The sequence below is a fragment of the Aurantimonas sp. genome, assembly GCF_964217435.1.
GTDB classification, from domain to species: domain Bacteria; phylum Pseudomonadota; class Alphaproteobacteria; order Rhizobiales; family Rhizobiaceae; genus Aurantimonas; species Aurantimonas coralicida.
The window spans coordinates 81,900-96,957 of record NZ_CAXPJM010000028.1; the positions used below are offsets into that span (position 1 = coordinate 81,900).

The following is a 15,058-nucleotide window of genomic DNA, read 5'->3' on the forward strand; positions in this document are numbered from 1 at the left end:
GCGCGCCTCCCGATCTTCTATAGAACAGCCCCAAACGGGGGAGTTCGGGACGGACACATGGGCATCTACGACGAGCATCTCGATCGCAACGCGGCCAATTACCAACCGCTGACGCCGCTGAGCCATCTGGCCCGCGCGGCGCTGGTGCATCCGGACCGGGTCGCCATCATCCACGGCGCCCTGCGCCGGACCTATGCCGAGTTCTACGCGCGCTCGCGTCGCCTTGGCTCGGCGCTGGAACGGCGCGGCATTGCGCGCGGCGACACCGTTGCGGTGATGCTGTCCAACACCCCGGCCATGCTCGAGGCCCATCACGGCGTCCCCATGACCGGAGCCGTGCTCCTGTCCATCAACACCCGTCTCGACGCCGACATCATCGCCTTCCAGCTCGACCATTCCGAAGCCAGGGTCGTGCTGGTCGATCGCGAATTCTCGGGCGTCATGGCCGAGGCGCTGAAGAAGGCCAAGGTCACGCCCCTCGTCGTCGATTACGACGATCCGGATTTCCCCGCCGACGCCCCGGTCGCCAAGGGGCCGGCCATCGGCAGCCTGGAATACGAAGCGCTCGTCGCCGAGGGCGACCCGGACTATGCCTGGCACATGCCCAACGACGAGTGGGACGCCATCTCGCTCAACTACACCTCCGGCACCACCGGCAATCCCAAGGGCGTCGTCTACCACCATCGCGGCGCCGCGCTGATGGGCTACGCCAATGTCATCGCCTCCGGCATGGGCCGCTATCCGGTCTATCTGTGGACGCTGCCGATGTTCCACTGCAACGGCTGGTGCTTCCCCTGGACCCTCGCCGTCCAGGCCGGCACCCATGTCTGCCTGCGCTGGGTCCGGGCCAAGGCTATGTTCGACGCCCTTGCCGATCACGGCGTCACCCATCTGTGCGGCGCGCCGGTGGTCATGGCGACGCTGATCAACGCCGATGCCGGCGACAAGCGCGACTTCGACCAGACCGTCACCTTCAACACCGCCGCGGCCCCGCCGCCGCAATCGGTGCTGTCGGGCATGCGCGACGCCGGCTTCGAGGTCACCCATCTCTACGGCCTCACCGAGACCTACGGCCCGGCCGTGGTCAACGAGTGGAAGGACGAGTGGAACGCCCTCGACGGCCCGGCCCGCGCCGCCAAGACGGCGCGCCAGGGCGTGCGCTATCCGGCGCTGGAGGATCTGGCGGTGATGCATTCGGAGACGATGGAGAAGACCCCGGCCGACGGCGAGACCATCGGCGAGGTCATGTTCCGCGGCAACATCGTCATGCGCGGCTATCTGAAGAACCCCGAGGCGTCGGCCGAGGCGTTCCGCGGCGGCTGGTTCCATTCCGGCGATCTCGGCGTCCTCCACGAGGACGGCTATATCGAGCTGAAGGACCGCGCCAAGGACATCATCATCTCGGGCGGCGAGAACATCTCCTCCATCGAGGTCGAGGACGCGCTCTACCAGCACCCGGATGTCGCGACGGCGGCGGTGGTCGCCAAGCCGGACGAGAAATGGGGCGAGACGCCGCTGGCCTTCGTCGAGCTGAAGCCCGGCCGCAGCGTCACCGAGGCCGATCTCATCGCCCATTGCCGCGAGCGGCTGGCCCGCTTCAAATGCCCCAAGGAGATCCGCTTCCAGGAGGTCCCGAAGACCTCGACCGGCAAGATCCAGAAATACGTGCTGCGCAAGGCGATCGGCTGAGAATGGCGGCGCGGCGCCCGGGCCCGGGCCCGGACGAAAAACGCCCCGACACCGTTGCCGGTGCCGGGGCGGAATGGCTTGGGAGGTTTGAGATCAGCCGGCGGGCTGGCGCAGCCGCTCGATCTCGTCCTTCAGTTGGAGCTTCTTTCGCTTCATCTCCCGGAGTTCCGAATCCCTCATCGCCGGTTTCGATACCAGCGCAGCTGAAATCTCGTGGTCGAGCGCCGAGTGGCGTTGTTCCAGCGTAGCGAGATGGGTATCCAAGGACATGGCTTCTCCCTTCGTGAGTTAGGTCGCGGTCCGCAATGCGAACCGGAGCCAGCAACCAGTCGACGGTGTCACAAGAGTGTCGCACTGTCGATTGGTCCGGCGGTCGCTATCGTCCGATGGGCGGTTTTGCTAATCGTCCGTCACGACTGTCTGGACAATTGTCGAGACCCCGGTTCGGTTGCACGCGGCGGTGCCTGAAAGGAACAGAATGGCGGATCAGGAACAGGCGGCCTTGAGGCTGCAGGTGGCGCGTCTGCGGCAGGAACATGCCGATTTCGACGCGGCCGTGAACGCGATGGTCGCAACCGGCTGCGACCGGCTGCAGGTCCAGCGCATGAAAAAGAAGAAGCTGACCATCCGGGACCGCCTGCAGGATCTGGAGGATCAGATCATTCCGGACATCAGCGCATGAGCGACGCCGCCCTCTCCCCGCCCGTCGCCATCATCATGGGCAGCCAGTCCGACTGGTCGGTGATGAAGAACGCCGCCGACACGCTCGACGCGCTGGCCATCGGCTATGACGCGCAGATCGTTTCGGCCCACCGCACGCCCGAGCGTCTCTACGATTTCGCCCGCGGCGCGAAGGCCGCCGGCTTCAAGGTCGTCATCGCCGGGGCCGGCGGCGCCGCCCATCTGCCCGGCATGACCGCGGCGATGACGCCGCTGCCGGTCTTCGGCGTCCCGGTCGAAAGCCGCGCCCTGTCCGGCCAGGACAGCTTGCTCTCCATCGTCCAGATGCCCGCCGGCGTGCCCGTCGGAACCCTCGCCATCGGCCGCGCCGGCGCCGTCAACGCCGCGCTTCTCGCCGCCAGCGTGCTCGCTTTGTCCGACGACGCCCTCGCCGGCCGCCTCGATGCCTGGCGCAAGGCCCAGACCGACGCGGTCGCCGCCGCACCAGTGGATACCCCGTGAGCACGACGCCGCCCGCCCCCGGCGCCGAAGCGCGCTTCGCCATGCCGGACACCGCCATCGGCATCGTCGGCGGCGGCCAGCTCGGCCGCATGCTGGCCATGGCCGCGGCCCGGCTCGGCTACCGGGTGATCGTGCTCGATCCCGACGCCGGCTGCCCCGCCGCGCAGGTCGCCAACGCGCAGATCGTCGCCGCCTATGACGACGTCGCCGCCCTGCGCGACCTCGCCGCCCGCACCAGCGTCGTCACCTATGAATTCGAAAATGTGCCGGTCGAGCAGATCCGCGCCGCCGTCACCGCCGTGCCGCTCTATCCGCCGGCCGAGGCGCTGGAAGTCGCCCAGGACCGCGTCGTCGAGAAGGCCTTTCTCAACGGCATCGGCGTCGCCACCGCCGAATGGCGCGCGATCGACAGCGTCGCCGAACTCGGCCACGCCCTCGTCGAGCTCGACGGCGACTGCATCCTGAAGACCCGTCGCTTCGGCTATGACGGCAAGGGCCAGGCCTCGATCCGCAAGGGCGGCCCCCATGCCGACGTCTTCGAGAGCCTCGGCGGCGTGCCGGCGATTCTCGAGAAGAAGGTGCCCTTCGCCTACGAATGCTCGATCATCGCGGCGCGCGGCATCGACGGCAGCGTCGTCGCCTACGATCCGGCCGAGAACGTCCACCGGCTCGGCATCCTGCATACCTCGACCGTCCCCGGCCGGGTCTCGCCGCAGGTCGGCGAAGCGGCCAGGGCCGTCGCCGCCAGCATCCTCGCCAAGCTCGGCTATGTCGGCGTCATCGGCGTCGAGTTCTTCGTGCAGGGCGACGACACCATCCTCGTCAACGAGATCGCCCCGCGGGTGCACAATTCCGGCCACTGGACCGAGGCGGCCTGCGTCGTCTCGCAGTTCGAGCAGCATGTGCGGGCGATCGCCGGCCTTAAGCTCGGCTCCGCCGCACGTCACTCGGACTGCGTCATGGAGAATCTCATCGGCGACGACGTGAAGCGCGTCGATGCGATTCTCGCCGAGCCCGCCACCCTCCTCCATCTCTACGGCAAGCCGGAAGCAAGGCCCGGCCGCAAGATGGGCCATCTGACCCGGCTGACGGACTGAATCAGCGCAAATCGGGCGTCACAGCGCGGTCGCAATGGCGCCGGGAGCGTTGACAAAAGCTGCCGGCAAAGCTATCTCGGCACCAATCTTTCCGGGCGTGCCGCTGCGGCGCGCCCATCATTTTGCGGCGGAACGGCCAGCCCCGATCCTCGCGTCTAACATTCCGGTGTTGTCATGAAGATCAAGAACTCGCTCAAGTCCCTCGCGACCCGTCACCGCGCCAACCGCATGGTGCGCCGCAAGGGCCGCGTCTACATCATCAACAAGGTGGCACCGCGCTTCAAGGCGCGCCAGGGCTGATGCCCCTGGGGACCGGCCTCGCCCGTCCCCGCCCCTTCGATCACGAAGTTTCTGATTGACGCTGCGCTGCGGAGAATTAACCTCTCCGCATGCGCGGCGTTTTTCATTGTCTCACCCTTGGTGTCTGCTTTCTCGCCCCGGGCCTCGTCCCGGCGCTGGCACAGGATGGCGCGCCGCCGTCGCTGATCGAGCCCGATCGTCCGCCTGAGGCCGCGCCCCGGCCCGGACCGGACGATTCGCAATCGCCGCCCATGGTGATTCCGCCGCCCGATGAAGGCATGACCGACAATCCCGACGCCTTCGGCAGCGCCCCCGTCGCCGAGGACGAGGCCGCCGACGAGGCCGAGCCGCAGGTCGCCGACGAGACGCCGGAGCAGGAACTCGACCGCCTCTTTGCCGATCTGCGCAAACAGGCCGACGAACGCGCCGCCCGCCGCATCGCCGGCCGCATCGAGCGCCATTGGCGCCGCAGCGGCAGCGCCACCATCGATCTCCTGATGCAGCGCGCCGCCCTCGCCATGACCCGTGAGGACAACGCCGCCGCGCTCGACCTCCTCGACCAGGCGCTGGTCATCGCGCCGCATTATCCGGAGGCGTGGAACCGCCGGGCGACGCTGAATTTCTCGATGAACAGGCTGGGCAAGTCGCTGGTCGATATCGAGCAGACCCTGCTGCGCGAACCGCGGCACTGGGGCGCCCTGATGGGCCTTGCGATGATTCTCGAACAGACCGGCCGCAAGGAGCAGGCGCTGGAGACCTATCTGCGGGTCCTCGCCGTCTACCCGGCGCTGGATTCGGCGCAGGACGCCGCCGGGCGCCTGTCCGAGGAACTGCTCGGCCCGGCGATCTGAGACAGACCGCCGGGCCGTTGCTTGTCGATTGAACGGAACGGCCGCGTCAGACCGCGCTGAGGCCGTCCGAGCCGATATAGGCGATGCGCAGCATGTTGGTGGCGCCCGGCGTGCGCAGCGGCACGCCCGCCGTCACGATCATCCGCTCGCCCGACTTGGCATAGCCCTGTTCCACCGCGATGCGGCAGGCCCGGTCGACCATGTCGTCGAGATCCTGGGCGTCTTCCGTCACCACGCAATGCAGGCCCCAGACCAGCGACAGGCGCCGCGCGGTGGCCAGCACCGGCGACAGCGCCAGGATCGGCGTCTGCGGCCGCTCGCGGGCGGCGCGCAGGCCGGTGGTGCCCGTCGCCGTATAGGTGACGATCACCGACACGCCGAGCGTCTCGGAAATCTGCCGGGCCGCCAGCGACACGGCGTCGGCGCCGGTCGCCTCGGGCGGCGTGCGCTGGCCGGAAATGATGCCCGGATAGAGCGGGTCGAGTTCGACGCGCTGGCAGATCCGGTCCATCGTCGACACCGCCTCGACCGGATATTCGCCGGCCGCCGATTCGGCCGACAGCATCACCGCGTCGGCGCCCTCATAGACGGCGATCGACACGTCCGAGACCTCGGCGCGGGTCGGCACCGGGGCGGAGATCATCGATTCCAGCATCTGCGTGGCGACGACCACCGGCTTGCCGGCCTTGCGGGCGGCACGGGTGATCCGCTTCTGGATGCCCGGCACCGCTTCCAGCGGCATCTCGACACCCAGGTCGCCGCGCGCGACCATGATCGCGTCGGACAGTTCGATGATCTCGTCGAGCCGTTCCACCGCCTGCGGCTTCTCGATCTTCGACAACAGGAAGGCGCGGCCGCGCGACACCTTGCGCGCTTCGGCGAGGTCTTCCGGACGCTGGATGAAGGACAGCGCCACCCAGTCGACATTCTCGGCCAGCACCGCGTCGAGATCGCGGCGGTCCTTGTCGGTGAGCGCCCCGGTGGTCAGGGTCGTGTCCGGCAGGCTGACGCCCTTGCGGTCGGAGATCTTGTTGCCGGCGACGACGCGGCACTTGATCGAGTGCTTGTCGGTCTCGGTGCAGACGAGCTGCAGCCGGCCGTCGTCGATCAGCAGCCGGTGCCCGACCTCCACCGCTTCCAGGATTTCCGGATGCGGGAGATAGACGCGGGTCGTGTCGCCCGGCTCGGGATTGTCGTCGAGGGTGAAATCATCGCCGACCGTCAGCTGGACGCTGCCCTCGGCGAATTTCGCCACCCGCAGCTTCGGTCCCTGCAGATCGGCCAGAATGCCGATCGGCCGGCCCACGGCGGACTCGACCCGGCGGATGCGGGCGACGAGCTCGCGCATCAGATCGTGGTCGGAATGGCTCATATTGATGCGAAAGACATCCGCACCGGCTTCATGCAGCTTGCGGATCATCTCCTCGGAGGACGATGCCGGCCCGAGGGTGGCAAGGATCTTGACCTTGCGATGGCGTCTCATTGGCTATCCGTTGTTTCGCGGGGCGCTTCGGTCAGCTGGACCATCCAGCTGGCCTGCTCGCCTGTGTCGTATTCGCGGAACCCCATCTTCTGGTAGCCCCGTTTGAAACAGTCCTTGACCCCGGCGATCTTGAACTCGTTCTCGGCGATGCAGAGGTTTACCGGCCCGGCCCAGCGGCCCTGGCCATCGGAGTCCTCGGCATACACGTAATAGTACCGCGACGACAGGGGACCCTCGATGATCGCCTTGCAGGTCGTCGCCGGGATCCGCCACCAGCCTTCGGTGGTCCAGCCGGCTTCGGCCCGGTAGCCGATGGCCACGCCGACCAGCGACTGGGTGCCGTTGCACACCCGGAAATCGGCGCGGGCGGCATCCGCCGTCAGCGGCGCCGAGACGAGGAACAGTCCGGCGGCCATCAGCCCGAGAGCAAATCCGTGGCGCAGCCGGCGAAACGGGTTGGGTATCATCACGCTTTCCCCGAAAGAGAGAGTGTCCGCACGAGAGGCAGCTTTCGCATAGCGGTCGAACCTGTCAACGACATGACCACGCTGCGCTGCCGCCGTCCTAGATCATCCGCCGGCCGGTTGCGAGCCCGAACCGGCCCGCCGCCCCACCCTGCCCGCCGCCTCGCGCCGTCGCACCCTTGATGCGAAGACGCTTCGGCTCGATATCGGGGCAAGGTGCCGCGAAGCGGACGGACACAGGAGAGCGACATGGACCCGATCGACGACCAGAAGCGCATCGAGCTCGAAGCGGCGGCGTTCCGGCGCCTGCGCGATCATCTGCGCGAGCGCACCGACGTGCAGAACATCGATCTGATGAACCTCGCCGGGTTCTGCCGCAACTGCCTGTCCAACTGGTACCGCGACGCGGCCGAGGCCGACGGCATCGCCATGACCAAGGACGAATCCCGCGAGATCGTCTACGGCATGCCCTACGGCGAATGGCGCGACCGCTACCAGCGCGAGGCGAGCCCCGAGACCGCCCAGCGCTTCGAGCAGACGCGCCCGAGCGAGTAACGTTTTCGCGCGCGGACCCCGCATCGGGCGGCCGCCACGTGCCATAGCGGCACAACGGGCTTTCCCCGAATCACCCCGGTCTGGTAGTTCCCGGCCAATTCATTGCGCGAAAGTGCCAGACGGAGACCCACCATGTCCGACGTGAACGATGTCGCCCAGGATCAGCTGCGATCCTTTGTCGAGCGGATCGAACGGCTCGAGGAAGAGAAGAAGACGATCAGCGACGACATCAAGGACGTCTATGCCGAGGCCAAGGGCAACGGTTTCGACACCAAGGTGCTGCGCCGCGTGATCTCGCTGCGCAAGCAGGACCAGAACGAGCGCCAGGAGCAGGAAGCGATCCTCGATCTCTACCTGCAGGCCCTCGGCATGGCCCCGGACCTGCCGCGCGAATAGCGCCAGCGGCGCCGCGCCGGCGACCACGCGCCGCCGGTCGCCGGTCCATGGATCCGGCCCGGCTCGCATCCACGCCGGCGCCCCTCACCCGAGGCTCTCAACCGAACACGAAAAAGCCCGCCGGATCGCTCCGGCGGGCTTTTTCTGTTGCTGCCGCAGCGATGCGGCGGCCGGCTCAGCGTGCCGCGGCGCGGCGACGCTTGTGGCCGAGGCCCATCTGCTTGGCGAGGCGCGAACGCGCCGCGGCGTAGTTCGGCGCGACCATCGGATAGTCGGGCGCCAGGTCCCACTTCTCGCGGTACTCTTCCGGCGAGAGATTGTAGTGGGTCATCAGGTGGCGCTTCAGCGACTTGAACTTCTTTCCGTCCTCGAGACAGATGATGTAGTCGTCGGTCACCGACTTCTTCACCGGCACCGCCGGCTTCGGCTTCTCGGCCTGCACCGCCTGCGGCGCACTGTTCGTGCGACCGAGGGCGCCGTAGATGTCCGAGATGAGTGCAGGCAGTTCGGAAACCGGCAGCGAGTTGTTGCTGACATAGGCCGCCACCACTTCCGCGGTGAGCTCCATCAGCATTTCGTTGTTTTCGACGTTTTCGATCTGGTCCATTTTTACCCCGTGCTGCGCGAAGTTGTGGCGATTGCGCCTGTTGAATCAGGCGCCTCTGCGCGCCTCGTGCAGTTTGTTTATTGCGAAACGGTGGCCTCGCCTCTGGGCAATCCACCATCCACGTTTGGTATTTATGTGGCGTTACTTAATGTCAAGTGGATTATTCGCAACCCCTAAGTCCCGACAATTTTGTCCACACTTGCCGGGGCGAATAAGCAGCCGCAGAATATCGAATGTCTGCCTTATTATAGAACAACTCTAAATGATGCGCGTACATCAAGAGACCGCAACCGGCACAACCATGCGGCGAAACTGTCCGGCATTGTTCAATGAGCCGCAAAAACCGGAAATGCTTTGCGTCTCATCGCACTGCTTCGGTGGTAAGACCAGCGAGCGTCATATCGCTGAAGTTTCGACCGCTGGATGAGCTGAGAAAACGCTGCCAAGCCGTTGCGAAGATACGCGGATATCGTACTGCTTCGGCACTGCAGCGAAGTCGAGAGCGCTCGCACGACGTGCATTCCTCGTCCCCATACAAGGCTTCGACGGACTTTTACGTATCGGTCAACTGGCGCCGCGCCCCGGTCTTCTACGCCACGCCACACCGCCGTCCCGCCTCGCCCGCCGGCCGGGGCGCATAGCCGGTCCCGCCACGCCACGCCCGAACGAAAACGGCCGCCCGGTGGCAACACCGGACGGCCGTCGACGATCTTGATCGTGCGCGGATGGTGGAGCGGCGGCCTTACTGGCCGACCTTCACCATCGGCAGGAAGTTGACGGCCGAGCCCGAGAAGCGGTCGCTCTTGCCGGCATTGGCCGCCGGGGCGAAGCCCGAGGCGAACAGCGTGCTCGGCAAATTGCCGACCAGCCGCCCGGCATCCGGCTTGGCCGTCGCCAGGCGCGCGGCCCGGCTGTCGGTGTCGGAGACGAGCGCCGCGATCTTGAAGCGCGAGGCGATCGCCTCCTGCGGATCGAGTACCTTCGGCTTCGGCGTGTCCTGCACCACGGCGTTGAGGACGCGGCCGCCCTTGCCGGAGGTCGCCGCGGCGGCGCCTGCCGCATCGGCCGGCTGCGGACGGGGCTTCGGCGCGCTGGACGCCGCTGCGGTCATCAGCGCCGGCACCGGCTTGGTGGCCTGCGGATCGATCTGCGGACGCGGGCTCGGCGCCCTGGCGGCCATCTCCACGGCCTTCATCGTCTCTTTCGCGGGCGCCACCTTGGCGATCGCCGTCGCGGCGGTCGCTGGCTTGTCCTTGAGCACGCTCTCGAATTGCGGGCGGTCGCCCGGGGTCGGAACCGCATAGGCCATCTGGCCGCTCGCCACGGTCTCGCTCGCCTGCTCCTCGAGCGCGGCGACGAGGGTCGACACCGCATCCTCGCGGGCCGCCGGGGCGTCGGAGGCGTCGGCCGGCACGGCACGGCTCGGCGCCCAGGTCGGCACCGGGATCTGCGCATTGATCAGGGCCGCGACCTCGGTCTGGGCGGGGGCGGCAGCCGAGGCCGGCGCACCCGTATCGAAGCGGTCGCCGACCGGCACGGCGACACCGCCCGGCAGATCCCGGCTTGGGCGCGCCTGCGGCACGACCGAAGCCACCTCGACCTTCGGCGCGGCCGCGGCCTTCACCGGAGCCCGCGGCGTCGGGGCGCTCTGGACCTCGTCCTCGCCCTCGTCGCCATCGCCGAACAGCATGGCCAGCAGCGTCTTGCCGCCGCCCGAAGAGCCCGAGCCGGCATTGGCGACCTGGATCGACGAGCCGCCGCGGCGCTGCTTGTAGGAGGCCAGCGCCTGCTGGTAGCCCGGCAGCGGCTTGCCGTCGGAGGGCACATGCACCGTGTTCCCGTTCGGGAAGACCGCCATCAGCTGCTTGCGGTTCATGCGCGGCCAGTGACGGGCGTTGCCGACGTCGAAATGCACGAAGGGCGAGCCGGATTTGGGATAATAGCCGACGCCGCCGACCTGCATCTTCAGGCCGATCTCGCGCAGCTTGGCCAGCGGCACATCCGGAATGTAGAAGTCGAGCGCCTTGCCGAGCGTGTGCTGGCTCTTCTTGGCGACGCCCGAGCTGCGCGAGCGCAGCATCGAATTGGTCGCCGGCGAGCGATAGCTGGAGACGACATTGATGAGGGCGTTGGAGCCGCTCTGGCGATACGCCTCCCAGATCAGGTCCAGGAGCCGCGGGTCGATCTGGGTCTGCTCGCCCTTGCGCCAGTCGCGCAGGAACCAGTTGATCTTCTTGAGCTCGCCGCTGTTGTAGCGGCCGTTGCTCTTGTAGGAGAAGCTGCCCTTCTCCTTCGTATGCAGATTGTAGAACTTCAGGACGCGGGTCTCGGCCTTCGCCGCGGTGACCGTGCCGCCGATCAGCAGAGCCAGGGCAGCGAACGTCGCGAGGCGCCAGGCCGAGCGGCCGGCGCGAGCGGTATGTCCGAACATGCGGTCTCTTCCCCTCAAAACACTTGCCTGCCCGTCGGACGCATCCGCCGGTATGGGCAACCCCGATGACCGTTCTCGTCGCCTGTCCAATTTTTCCGAAACTGCGGCATGAAGATGACAGTCAGCGAACTTTCTCCCGATTCTGCAAGAAAAGCGTTAAGGCCCGATTAAGCTTACTCGCCGGGATAGTGGTGTTTCGGCGTGAAATCAACGCCTTGCCGGATGGGAAGATCTTGACCGGCGCAAGCTGATCAATCGGCGTCGATCTTGTATTCCCGCATCTTGCGGTACAGCGTCGACCGCCCGATTCCCAGCCGCCGGGCGATTTCGCTCATGCGGCCATGATACTGGGCGTGGGCCAGCCGGATCAGGTCGGCCTCCACCTCCTCGACCCGCCGCACTTCGCCATTCTGGTCGCGCACCGCGAAATCTGCGGGCTCGCCGCGACCGTGGCCGTTGGATATCGGAGCTGGGTCGTTTGTCGTGCCGGCGCCATGGCCGGTATGGGACGACGCATGGGAGTCCGCCGCCGCCTCTGTGTCTGCGGGCCCGGCCGCGATCAGCGCCGCGATCTGCGGGAAGTCGGCCGCCGTCAGGCTTTCGCTCTCGCCCAGCACCACCGCCCGGTGAATGGCGTTCTCCAGCTGCCGGATATTGCCCGGCCAGTCGTAGCGTTGCAGGAGGGCGATCGCGTCGGCCGCCAGGTGCCGGACCGGCGATTGCGGCTCCATCGCCACGTAGCGGTCGACGAAGCGGCGGGCCAGCTTGGCGATCTCGCTGCGCCGCTCGCGCAGCGGCGGCACGGTCAGCTCGAAGGCGTTCAGCCGGTAATAGAGGTCCTCGCGGAACCGTCCCGCCGTCACCCCGGCCGCCAGGTCCCGGTTGGTCGCCGAGATGATCCGCACATCGGTCTTCACCGCCTGGCGCCCGCCGACCGGGTCGATCACGCCGTCCTGCAGGACCCGCAGCAGCTTCACCTGCGCCGAGGCCGACAATTCGCCGACCTCGTCGAGCAGCAGCGTGCCGCCATTGGCCTCCGCGAACTTGCCCTCATGCGGCTGGCCGGCATCGGTAAAGGCGCCCTTGGCATGGCCGAACAGGATGCTTTCCACCAGATCGCCGGGCAGTGCCCCGCAATTGACCTTGACGAAGGGCGCCTTGGCGCGGTCGCCGCCGGCCTGGATGGCGCTCGCCAGCCATTCCTTGCCGACCCCGGTCTCGCCGGAGATCAGCACCGGAATGCCCGAGCGCGCCGCCTTGGCCGCCGCCGCCAGCACCGGCCGCAGCGCCGGCGAGGCGTCGCCCTGGTCGAGCCGCACGGTGCGCGCCTTCGACGTGGTCCGCCGCGTCGCCGCGCCGCGCATCTTCAGCGCGCTGTCGATCACCGATTTCAGCTTGTCCGGCGACACCGGCTTGACGATGAAGTCGAAGGCGCCGGCCCGCATCGCCTCGACGACGGTGTCGATCGAGCCCTTGCCGGTCTGCACGATCACCGGAATGTCGAGATTGCGCCGCCGCATCTCGGCCATCACCTCGCTGCCGCCCTTGTCGGGCATCATCAGGTCGAGGATGACGGCGGAGATTTCGCCCGGCTGGTGCGCGTCGAGCGCCCGCAACGCCGCGAGGCCGCCGTCGCAGGTCAGCGGACGCAGGCCCATCCGGCCGATCTGGGCTTCCACCAGACGCCGTTGAATGGGGTCGTCGTCAACGATAAGTACTACGCGGTTCATGTCAGCCTCCAGTCTCGTCTTGACGCGAGAACGACCCAAATTGACACGCACCGCTAAAAAGCGACTGAACGAGAATGGGCAAAAAACTCCCAGCAATTTCAGTCGAATTTGATCCTTTCCGACGACCGTCCGGCGACCCGCGCCGGCCGGTATTCCCGCCAAGCCATGAGATTGTCCCGATGACGCATTCTGTCCGACCGACCTTTTCCGCCGCCGAGACGGCGGTCGACGCCACCGGCGCCCTGCCGGAATGGAATCTGTCGGATCTCTACCCGGCCATGGACAGTCCCGAACTGACACGCGACGTCGAGCGCGCCCGCGCCGACGCCGAGACGTTCCAGGAGCGCTGGCGCGGCCGGCTCGAGGAAGCCGCCAGGGCCGAGGACGGCAATCTCGCCGCCGCCGTCGCCAGCTTCGAGGCGCTGGAGGAGCTTCTCGGGCGGATCATCTCCTATGCCGGGCTGGTCTATTCGGGTGACACCTCCGACCCGGCGCGGGCCAAGTTCTACGGCGACATCCAGTCGGTGGTCACCGACATCTCGTCGCGGCTGCTGTTCTTCCCGCTGGAGCTGAACCGCATCGAGGATGCCGACATGGACGCGGCGATGGACCGCGATCCGGCGCTCGCCCATTACCGGCCGTGGCTCGTCGATCTGCGCCTCGACAAGCCCTACCAGCTGGAGGACCGCGTCGAGGAGCTGTTCCACGAAAAGGCGATCACCGGCCGCGGCGCCTTCAACCGGCTGTTCGACGAGACGCTGACCTCGCTGCGCTTCACCGTCGACGGCGACGATCTGGCGCTGGAGGCGACCCTCAACATCCTGCAGGATCCGGACCGCGAGAAGCGCCGCAAGGCGGCGAGCGCGCTGACCAACGTGTTCAGCGAGAATTTGCGCACCTTCACGCTGATCACCAACACCCTGGCCAAGGACAAGGAGATCTCCGACCGCTGGCGCGGCTTCGAGGACGTCGCCGATTCCCGCCATCTGGCCAACCGGGTCGAGCGCAATGTCGTCGACGCCCTGTCGCAGGCCGTCACCGACGCCTATCCGTCGATCTCCCACCGCTATTACGCCATGAAGGCCAAATGGCTCGGCCAGGACGTGCTCGACTACTGGGACCGCAACGCGCCGCTGCCCGATTCCACCCGCCGCGACATCTCCTGGGACGAGGCCCGCCACACGGTGCTGTCGGCCTATTCGGGCTTTGCGCCGGAAATGGCCTCGATCGCCGAGCGCTTCTTCACCAATGACTGGATCGACGCGGCGATCCGGCCGGGCAAGTCGCCGGGTGCCTTCGCCCATCCCACCGTGCCGAGCGTCCACCCCTATGTGCTGCTCAACTACATGGGCAAGCCGCGCGACGTCATGACACTCGCCCACGAGCTCGGCCACGGCGTCCACCAGGTGCTGGCCGGCCGCCAGGGCGCGCTGATGGCGGCGACCCCGCTGACGCTCGCCGAGACCGCCTCGGTCTTCGGCGAGATGCTGACCTTCCGCTCGCTGCTCGACCAGGCGACGACGAAGGCGGAGCGCAAGACGCTGCTCGCCTCCAAGGTCGAGGACATGATCAACACGGTGGTCCGGCAGATCGCCTTCTACCAGTTCGAGCGCGCCTTGCACGAGGAGCGCCGCGGCGGCGAGCTGACCACCGAGCGGATCGGCGAGATCTGGATGGACATCCAGAAGCGCAGTCTCGGACCCGCATTGCGCCTCGGCGACGGCTACGAGACCTACTGGACCTACGTGCCGCACTTCATCCACTCGCCGTTCTACGTCTATGCCTATGCCTTCGGCGATTGCTTGGTGAACTCGCTCTACGCGGTCTACGAGAACTCCGAGGCGGGCTTCCAGGAGAAGTATTTCGAGATGCTCAAGGCCGGCGGCACCAAGCACCATTCGGAGCTCCTGCAGCCCTTCGGCCTCGACGCCTCCGACCCGGCCTTCTGGTCCCGCGGCCTCGCCATGATCTCCGGCTTCATCGACGAACTGGAAGCCATGGACTGAGCCACCGGCCATCGACCGGAAACCAGCGCCGCCGGGCCACAAGCTCAGGCGGCGCTGTCGCGTTTAAGGCGCCGGCGCATGCCTTCGGAATCGTCGTAGATCACGTCGGGTAGCAGAGGCTACCTCAGGGCGGCGGCTTTCGACCCATGCTGGCCGTTAGCACAGCCGACGGCCATTCCCGCAAGCGGCCGTTCAGCTTCAGTCTGTCACGCCGGCTCGATGTAGCGAGCGCACGCTGGCTGCCAGCTTGTTTCAAGCGGGGCGCAT

General features: G+C 67.2%; 15 protein-coding genes. 9 read left to right on the forward strand and 6 right to left on the reverse strand.

Going from position 1 to position 15,058, the window contains the following annotated elements; translation table 11 throughout:
- Positions 1-57 precede the first annotated feature (57 nt).
- Positions 58-1,689 carry an acyl-CoA synthetase gene (locus ACEQX1_RS12320; protein ID WP_370196875.1) on the forward strand — a complete coding sequence of 544 codons (1,632 nt, stop codon included), beginning with the start codon at positions 58-60 and terminating at the stop codon, positions 1,687-1,689.
- A 93-nt stretch (positions 1,690-1,782) separates the two neighbouring features.
- On the opposite strand, the gene ACEQX1_RS12325 is transcribed toward ACEQX1_RS12320, so the two are convergent.
- Positions 1,783-1,959 carry a YdcH family protein gene (locus tag ACEQX1_RS12325; protein WP_035694417.1) on the reverse strand — a complete coding sequence of 59 codons (177 nt, stop codon included), beginning with the start codon at positions 1,957-1,959 and terminating at the stop codon, positions 1,783-1,785.
- Between the two features lie 208 nt (positions 1,960-2,167).
- Here ACEQX1_RS12325 and ACEQX1_RS12330 point away from each other — a divergent pair, with 208 nt between their 5' ends.
- The 5 genes from ACEQX1_RS12330 (at position 2,168) to ACEQX1_RS12350 (ending at position 5,119) form a co-directional block, all read left to right on the forward strand.
- Positions 2,168-2,371, forward strand: coding sequence for a YdcH family protein (locus ACEQX1_RS12330; RefSeq protein WP_024348902.1), 204 nt, complete (start codon positions 2,168-2,170; stop codon positions 2,369-2,371).
- Positions 2,368-2,871, forward strand: coding sequence for a 5-(carboxyamino)imidazole ribonucleotide mutase (purE, locus tag ACEQX1_RS12335; protein ID WP_024348903.1), 504 nt, complete (start codon positions 2,368-2,370; stop codon positions 2,869-2,871). The genes ACEQX1_RS12330 and purE overlap by 4 nt, the downstream gene beginning before the upstream one ends.
- A gap of 41 nt (positions 2,872-2,912) precedes the next feature.
- On the forward strand, positions 2,913-3,968 hold the full coding sequence (locus ACEQX1_RS12340; protein WP_370196877.1) for a 5-(carboxyamino)imidazole ribonucleotide synthase: 1,056 nt from the start codon (positions 2,913-2,915) through the stop codon (positions 3,966-3,968).
- A gap of 174 nt (positions 3,969-4,142) precedes the next feature.
- The gene (gene ykgO / locus ACEQX1_RS12345; RefSeq protein ID WP_024348905.1) at positions 4,143-4,268 is read left to right on the forward strand and encodes a type B 50S ribosomal protein L36; all 126 of its coding nucleotides are present in this window, start codon (positions 4,143-4,145) and stop codon (positions 4,266-4,268) included.
- Between the two features lie 278 nt (positions 4,269-4,546).
- Positions 4,547-5,119: a tetratricopeptide repeat protein gene (locus ACEQX1_RS12350; RefSeq protein WP_370193425.1), complete on the forward strand. Its 573-nt coding sequence runs from the start codon at positions 4,547-4,549 to the stop codon at positions 5,117-5,119.
- 46 nt (positions 5,120-5,165) lie between these two features.
- Here ACEQX1_RS12350 and pyk read toward each other — a convergent pair whose 3' ends face one another.
- Positions 5,166-6,602, reverse strand: coding sequence for a pyruvate kinase (gene pyk, locus ACEQX1_RS12355; RefSeq protein ID WP_024348907.1), 1,437 nt, complete (start codon positions 6,600-6,602; stop codon positions 5,166-5,168).
- Complete coding sequence (locus ACEQX1_RS12360; RefSeq protein WP_029702587.1) at positions 6,599-7,018, reverse strand: DUF1036 domain-containing protein; 420 nt, start codon at positions 7,016-7,018, stop codon at positions 6,599-6,601. Before ACEQX1_RS12360 ends, pyk begins: the two co-directional genes overlap by 4 nt.
- Before the next feature lie 297 nt (positions 7,019-7,315).
- Between ACEQX1_RS12360 and ACEQX1_RS12365 the strand changes: the two genes are divergently transcribed.
- Positions 7,316-7,621 (forward strand): DUF1244 domain-containing protein, encoded by a 306-nt coding sequence (locus ACEQX1_RS12365; RefSeq protein ID WP_188077630.1) that lies wholly within the window; start codon positions 7,316-7,318, stop codon positions 7,619-7,621.
- A gap of 132 nt (positions 7,622-7,753) precedes the next feature.
- Positions 7,754-8,017, forward strand: a complete 264-nt coding sequence (locus ACEQX1_RS12370; RefSeq protein ID WP_024348909.1) for a DUF2312 domain-containing protein — start codon at positions 7,754-7,756, stop codon at positions 8,015-8,017.
- A gap of 175 nt (positions 8,018-8,192) precedes the next feature.
- Here ACEQX1_RS12370 and ACEQX1_RS12375 read toward each other — a convergent pair whose 3' ends face one another.
- The 3 genes from ACEQX1_RS12375 to ACEQX1_RS12385 all read right to left on the reverse strand — a co-directional run bounded on the left by ACEQX1_RS12375 (position 8,193) and on the right by ACEQX1_RS12385 (position 12,785).
- Complete coding sequence (locus tag ACEQX1_RS12375; RefSeq protein WP_024348910.1) at positions 8,193-8,624, reverse strand: MucR family transcriptional regulator; 432 nt, start codon at positions 8,622-8,624, stop codon at positions 8,193-8,195.
- 742 nt (positions 8,625-9,366) lie between these two features.
- Entirely contained in the window at positions 9,367-11,055 is a 1,689-nt protein-coding gene (locus ACEQX1_RS12380; RefSeq protein ID WP_370193426.1) for a DUF882 domain-containing protein, read from the reverse strand.
- Positions 11,056-11,306: 251 nt separating this feature from the next.
- Positions 11,307-12,785 (reverse strand): sigma-54-dependent transcriptional regulator, encoded by a 1,479-nt coding sequence (locus ACEQX1_RS12385; protein WP_370193427.1) that lies wholly within the window; start codon positions 12,783-12,785, stop codon positions 11,307-11,309.
- A 179-nt stretch (positions 12,786-12,964) separates the two neighbouring features.
- Between ACEQX1_RS12385 and ACEQX1_RS12390 the strand changes: the two genes are divergently transcribed.
- Positions 12,965-14,791, forward strand: coding sequence for a M3 family oligoendopeptidase (locus tag ACEQX1_RS12390; protein ID WP_370193428.1), 1,827 nt, complete (start codon positions 12,965-12,967; stop codon positions 14,789-14,791).
- Positions 14,792-15,058: the final 267 nt, after the last annotated feature.